Source organism: Pseudomonas sp. Sample_9 (assembly GCF_004307535.1).
GTDB lineage: Bacteria > Pseudomonadota > Gammaproteobacteria > Pseudomonadales > Pseudomonadaceae > Aquipseudomonas > Aquipseudomonas mercuritolerans.
In genome coordinates this window covers 3,137-9,501 of the sequence record NZ_RAZO01000279.1, presented here as the reverse complement: position 1 = coordinate 9,501, position 6,365 = coordinate 3,137, and the positions used below count along the sequence as shown (strand labels likewise).

At 59.2% G+C, this 6,365-nt stretch carries 4 protein-coding genes and 1 pseudogene; 3 read left to right on the top strand and 2 right to left on the bottom strand.

The window, feature by feature from the left end; translation table 11 throughout:
- Nucleotides 1-339, top strand: a pseudogene (locus D6877_RS15330) (alpha/beta hydrolase); the annotation flags it as partial.
- Between the two features lie 154 nt (nt 340-493).
- Nucleotides 494-1,405 (top strand): SDR family oxidoreductase, encoded by a 912-nt coding sequence (locus D6877_RS15325; RefSeq protein WP_130911337.1) that lies wholly within the window; start codon nt 494-496, stop codon nt 1,403-1,405.
- Nucleotides 1,406-1,448: 43 nt separating this feature from the next.
- Here D6877_RS15325 and D6877_RS15320 read toward each other — a convergent pair whose 3' ends face one another.
- On the bottom strand, nt 1,449-1,709 hold the full coding sequence (locus D6877_RS15320) for a hypothetical protein (RefSeq protein WP_130911336.1): 261 nt from the start codon (nt 1,707-1,709) through the stop codon (nt 1,449-1,451).
- Entirely contained in the window at nt 1,709-3,886 is a 2,178-nt protein-coding gene (locus tag D6877_RS15315) for an S-type pyocin domain-containing protein (RefSeq protein ID WP_241662908.1), read from the bottom strand. Before D6877_RS15315 ends, D6877_RS15320 begins: the two co-directional genes overlap by 1 nt.
- 612 nt (nt 3,887-4,498) lie before the next feature.
- Between D6877_RS15315 and D6877_RS15310 the strand changes: the two genes are divergently transcribed.
- Entirely contained in the window at nt 4,499-6,292 is a 1,794-nt protein-coding gene (locus tag D6877_RS15310) for a DUF1302 domain-containing protein (protein ID WP_130911335.1), read from the top strand.
- The last annotated feature ends 73 nt before the right edge of the window (nt 6,293-6,365 follow it).

Genomic DNA, 6,365 nt, shown 5'->3' with positions numbered 1-6,365 from the left:
CTGGATGATTACTGGAGCCTGGTCGACAGCAACCATGGCCCGCGCATCATGCACAAATTGATCACTTACATTCCTGAGCGCCGGGTGCAGCGCGAGCGCTGGGTGACGGCCATGCAGCGTGGTGATATTCCTTTGCGGGTCATCGACGGTGCGGTCGATCCGATTTCCGGCGTACACATGGTCGAGCGTTATCACGAGTTGATCCCCGATCCGGACACTGTGCTGTTGCCGGGCATCGGCCACTATCCGCAGACCGAGGCGCCGGTACAGGTGCTCAAGCACTATCTGGCGTTTCGCGATCGTCTGGTTTTGCCTCAGCGCAAGGTGGCGTACTCCTGATTTTCGCCGAGTGCACAAGCTCTCGGCGACCTGACAGTCTCGATCATCCCCCAGCCTTATCGCGCACCATTCAGCCGCAGCCGTGTTCGTTGTGAGCCAAAGCGCCGTGCCTGACACTCGGGGCAATATCCCTTGGCCTGCTGGAGTTGCCGCGATGAATGAACCTGTGCGTTTCGAAGATAAAGTCGTGATTGTCACCGGCGCCGGTGGTGGCCTCGGTCGTGCCCATGCGCTGCTGTTCGCCAGACAGGGCGCCAAGGTGCTGGTGAACGATCTCGGTGGCTCGACACAGGGCGAGGGCGCCAACGCCTCGGCTGCCGACCGCGTAGTGGCGGAGATCCGCGAGGCTGGCGGTATTGCCGAAGCCAACCACGACTCGGTGACTGACGGCGACAAACTGGTACAGAACGCCCTCGATGCCTTCGGCCGCGTCGACGTCGTGGTCAACAACGCCGGGATCCTGCGCGACAAATCGTTTCACAAGATGGACGACGCCGACTGGGATCTGGTCTATCGCGTCCACGTCGAAGGCGCCTACAAGGTCACCCGTGCCGCCTGGCCGCATCTGCGCGAGCAAAACTACGGTCGCGTAATTTTCACTGCGTCGACTTCTGGCATTTACGGCAATTTCGGTCAATCCAACTACGGCATGGCCAAGCTTGGGCTGTACGGGTTGACCCGAACGCTGGCGATCGAAGGGCGCAAGAACAACATTCTGGTCAACGCCATCGCCCCGACCGGCGGCACGCGCATGACCGAGGGCCTGATCCCGCCGCAAGTATTCGAGCAACTGAAGCCGGAACTGGTCAGCCCATTGGTCGTATATCTGGCCAGCGAGCAATGCCAGGAAACGTCCGGCCTGTTCGAAGTCGGCGGCGGCTGGATGGGCAAGGTGCGCTGGGAGCGCAGCCTCGGTGCCGGCTTCGATCCGCGCGAGGGGTTCTCGCCAGAGGATGTGGCGGCGCACTGGCAGCAGATTTGTAATTTCGAGGGCGCGGCGCATCCCAAGGACAATATTGAAGCGTTGAAGGAAATGATGGCGAATTTGCAGAAATATTCGATTTGAAGGTAACGGAGCCACCAGCCCTCGCGGCTGGTGGCTCCAGTTGTCAAATGTATCTTTTTTCTGTCATGAACTTGGGCGGCTTCCAGTTAGGTCCTTTGATAGCCAGGCCCTTTTCTCCCTCCAGCAAGATTCCTGCAGCGAAGAGCCGAGAGTACGATGCTTCCAGGGTCCCATACTCGTTGATCAGGTCTCGATTGTGGCGTCTGATCATCATGTCCAGATGTGGCGTTGCCTGAAGTAACGCGAACACCGTGACTATGTCATCCAGAGGTTCATTTTTAACAATCATCTCAACGGTGCTCATTACCACATCTCCTTCAGCAATTTCTGGTAATCACGTTCTTCCTGCTCCATTGCAGCAGCCAGTGCTTCGGGCGTGTAGAGAAGTGCGGGATCATCTTTTAGCTGGAAATCTTCCAACGTTGCTGTATGCACGTTATTCCAGATCGGTGATCCGATCTCCGGCATCTCAGTATCACCGAAGCCTAAAGCTCTGAATCGTTCGAACTCTCTTATCTCGTGAGTGTAGAAACGTTTGTCGGTGTCCGTAGCTTCGAGTTCTCCACGAGCGATTCGCTCCAGGCGATCAAGCATTACGTCATTGGCAGCTGATTGCGGAAACTTTGAAATGTGTAACTTCACAATGTCCGTTCCTTCCGATGAAACAGCGGCTGTTGCCCACTGCAAATCTGATATTTCATCTCCAATCTCGTCAGGGTTGAAACTACGCCCACTGTGCTTCCCTTCTACGGTCGCCCCTTTATAAGGACTGCTGAACACCACATAAAGCGGCTCAATCCCCGAATCAGCCGGAAACACAATGATGAATCGATCCCAGCCTTCAACCAGGATCGGGTTCAGATCCAGCCGCCCTTCAACCGGAACAAGAGAAGCGCCGGAATAGGCGGGCGAATCGGTATCCACTATTGGCAAGGCGGTCGATTGGTCACCCGGTGAGATAGCCGGTGTCCAGGTCAGCAAGTCGGTGGGCGAGTCCGATAGCGTGATCTGGTATACGTCGTTGAGCAAATCGTATGCGGCATTGAGGACCAGCACACTTGAGCGAATATGGAAGTCGTCACTCGTAGCGACGAACACTTGCGTTCCAGCCCCGAGTCGCCTGACGCCTAGCCCGACCTGCATCTCCAAAGTACCCTGCCGGCCTGCGATGTCACGTAGCGTCTCGGCCGGCTCGGACGACAACTCGGCCAGTGGAACGCTCATGGCGAAGCGTTCGCCGTTGCCCAGAGGTGACGGCATCAACAGCGCTGCGAATCCCATCAGTACCGGACTGCCGAACAGCGCCGTGCCCGTCGCTGTCAGGGTCGCTTTTGCCGTACGTAGCGCATTGAGTATTCCCGCCGAGATAGCCGGGCTGAGCGGGACGGCTGTCGAAGCGAAAGAAACGGCCGGGCCGTTGCTTGCCACTGCTCCAGAAGCCGGAAAGACATGTTTCCTTTCATCCTGTAACCGAGCCTGTTCTGCCGCATGGGCCAGCGCCGCTGCTTCAGCTTTGGCATCTGCCTCGGCCTGGACGATTTTCAACGCAGCCATCCGCTCTTTCTCCCGAGCTTCAGCCTCAGCATTCAGGCGCGCGGTCTCAGCCGCCAGTCGAGCCTGTTCGGCATCGCGACGCTGTTTCTCCGCCAACGCGGCCAGACGTGCCTGTTCGCGTGCGCGGATTTCTTCCTGCTCCCGGTGCACCGCTTCGGCAATGTCACGCTGGCGCTGTTGCTCCGCGGCAATGCGGGCATGTTCTGCAGCTTGGCGTTGCGCCTCTGCCGCTGCCGCCTGGGCCTGATCCTGGGCTTGTACGGTGGCCAGCCAATTGAGTACGCCAGCCTGTTGCTGGTTGAGCAGCGCCAATGTCTGGCCCAGCAGCCGCGCTTCGTGGGCGGCCCGAAAGGACTCGCTCCACAACGCTCTGCTGCGGACCGCTGCGCCATGCGCGCGCCGATTGGCCGATGCCTGATTCAGGTAATCCTTGAAGGTTTTTCCCAGTGGATCGCTGCCATAAAAGCGGTTGGCGATGGCAGTCTGCCGTTGAAACTCGGCGCTCTTGCGTTGAATCAACGTGTTCCTGACGCCCACTTCGCGGGCCAGTGCTGCGGCAGGTGGCAGAGGATTCGTCGGTCCTTCCAGCCTGGTCGCCGCCAGTTCGACCTCAATGGTTTGTGGAATCGAGGCGGTTCTTGCGTTGAATTCCTGTTCCACGGCGACTTGCGTTTCATGCATCAATTCACGCGTCTGCGGATTGGCGCCGGCAGGGCCGAACATGCCGCTGTAGGAGTAATTCATGTCGCGTTCTTTGAATGGTTCGAAGCCATCAGGGCCGAGCTCCCTGATATGTACTGGATCCAGTTCCAACGGTGGAGGCTTTGGCATATTCATATCCTTTTGAATGTGCGTTTTCACTCGCTTGAAAGTGCGCACGGATGGCGATGACATCCGTGTCACCAGCGAATGGTTGAGGTGTTTCAAGTTACATCAGAGTGACGGTTATCAAATCCGAGAAGCCCGTCAGTAACAGGGCCTTGTGTCGAAAGGGTTTTCGCGGGTTTTCATCGATGCAGAAGGAATTCCTCCGAGCTTCGAAGAAATGTCCGACGCGCTGATCGGAAGCGTTGCCGAACCGCTATCCAGCCTTTTTAAACGCCCATAAAAAAGGCCGCTGCAAACGCAGCGGCCAAGGTAAGACGTTGGATCAAGGAGCTACAAATCAACGTCAGTGAACACCGGGGTGATAAACCGGAAAATCGATTTATCCGAAACCTGTAGCCAATCGCAGCCGCATGCAGCGGAGCGGGCTCAGCGCTTTCCGCAATGTCCGGGAAAGCGCGCTCAGAATAAGTGCTTGAGCCTGTAGGAAAAATACCGATTCCGGACATGCACTGTTACGGGGCGCGCAACAGTGGCGTGCCCATGCATGGCGCTGATGATGCGCCATCCAGCCAGTCCATGAACCGCTCCAGCCCACGCCGGGCAAGGCCATTCATCCTTTCGAGCGACAACGCAAATACCTCCTTGGTGCGCTTATCGACCGCAGCGCCCGGCAGTAGGGTGGGGCCTTCTGTCACTCACCGGGGAAGACGCATGACAAAAACAACAATGCGCGCCATCTTCACACCGCAGGCGCTGGCCGCTGCGGTGGCTTTGGGTTGCTGCGCCCAGGCGCACGCGGTCGCCTTCAACATCGGCGAAATCGAAGGCACCTTCGACTCGTCACTTTCGGTCGGCGCGAGCTGGGGCCTGCGCGATGCCGACAGTTCGCTGGTCGGCACGGTCAATGGCGGCAGCGGACAATCGTCCACCGGTGATGACGGGCGGCTGAATTTCAAGAAGGGCGAAACCTTCTCGAAAATCTTCAAGGGTATCCACGACCTCGAACTGAAGTACGGCGATACCGGCGTGTTCGTGCGGGGCAAATACTGGTACGACTTCGAACTCAAGGACGAAGACCGCGAGTTCAAACAGATCAGCGACAGCGGCCGCAAGGAAGGCGCCAAATCTTCCGGCGCGCAGATCCTCGATGCATTCGTCTATCACAACTACGCCATCGCCGATTTGCCCGGCACCGTGCGGGCCGGCAAGCAGGTGGTGAGCTGGGGCGAAAGTACCTTCATCGGCAACTCGATCAACAGCATCAACCCGGTCGACGTCTCGGCATTCCGCCGTCCCGGTGCCGAGATCAAGGAAGGCCTGATTCCGGTGAACATGCTGTTTGGCTCGCAGAGCCTGACCGACAAACTTTCGGTCGAAGGCTTCTACCAACTGGAGTGGGACCAGACCGTTCTCGACAACTGCGGCACGTTCTTTGGCGTCGACGTCGCGGCGGACGGTTGCAACAACGGCTACACCGTCGGCAGTCCGGCGGTGGCGCCACTGGTGCCGCTGACCACCGCGTTCGGCCAAGGCATTCAGGTCACCCGCGAGGGCGTGGTGATCCCCCGTGGCGGTGATCGCGATGCGCGCGATTCCGGGCAGTGGGGCACGGCGCTGCGCTGGCTCGGCGAAGATACCGAATACGGCCTCTACTTCATGAACTACCACAGCCGTACACCGACGGTCGGCACCACCACGGCGGGGCTGTCGACACTGGCGGCGTTGCCAGGCATGGTCGGCATTGCCAACGGCCTCGCGCCTGGCAGCGGTGCGGGGCTGGCGCAGAGCGTGATGCTCGGGCGCGGTCAGTATTACCTCGAATACCCGGAAGACATTCGTCTGTACGGCGCGAGTTTCTCCACCACGCTGCCCACCGGCACCGCGTGGACCGGCGAGATCAGCTACCGGCCGAACGCGCCGGTGCAGGTCAACACCAACGACCTGACCCTGGCGCTGGTCAACCCGATTGCCGGCGGCACCGCATCGCCACTCGCCACTTCGCCGGGTGCCGACAACAAAGGCTACCGGCGCAAGGAAGTCACGCAGATCCAGAGCACCCTCACGCACTTCTTCGATCAGGTGCTCGGCGCCGAACGCCTGACCGTGGTCGGTGAAGCGGCGGTTGTGCATGTCGGTGGTCTGGAGTCACGCAGTGAGCTGCGTTATGGCCGTGATTCGGTCTATGGCCAGTACGGTTTCGGTGGCGATACCGACGGCTTCGTCACCTCGACTTCGTGGGGCTATCGCGCCCGGGCGATTCTCGATTACGCCAACGTCATCGGCGGGATCAACCTCAAGCCCAACCTGTCGTGGTCCCATGACGTCGCCGGTTACGGCCCCAACGGCCTGTTCAACGAAGGTGCGAAAGCCATCAGCGTCGGCGTCGATGCCGACTACCGCAACACCTACACCGCAAGCCTGAGTTACACCGACTTTTTCGGTGGCGACTACAACGTCCTCGAAGACCGTGACTTCGTGGCCCTGAGCTTCGGCGTGAACTTCTGATCTGCCCGAGAAGGATGACTGCAATGCGCAAAACGATTCTGCAATGTGGCGTGCTGGCCTTGAGTCTGCTGGC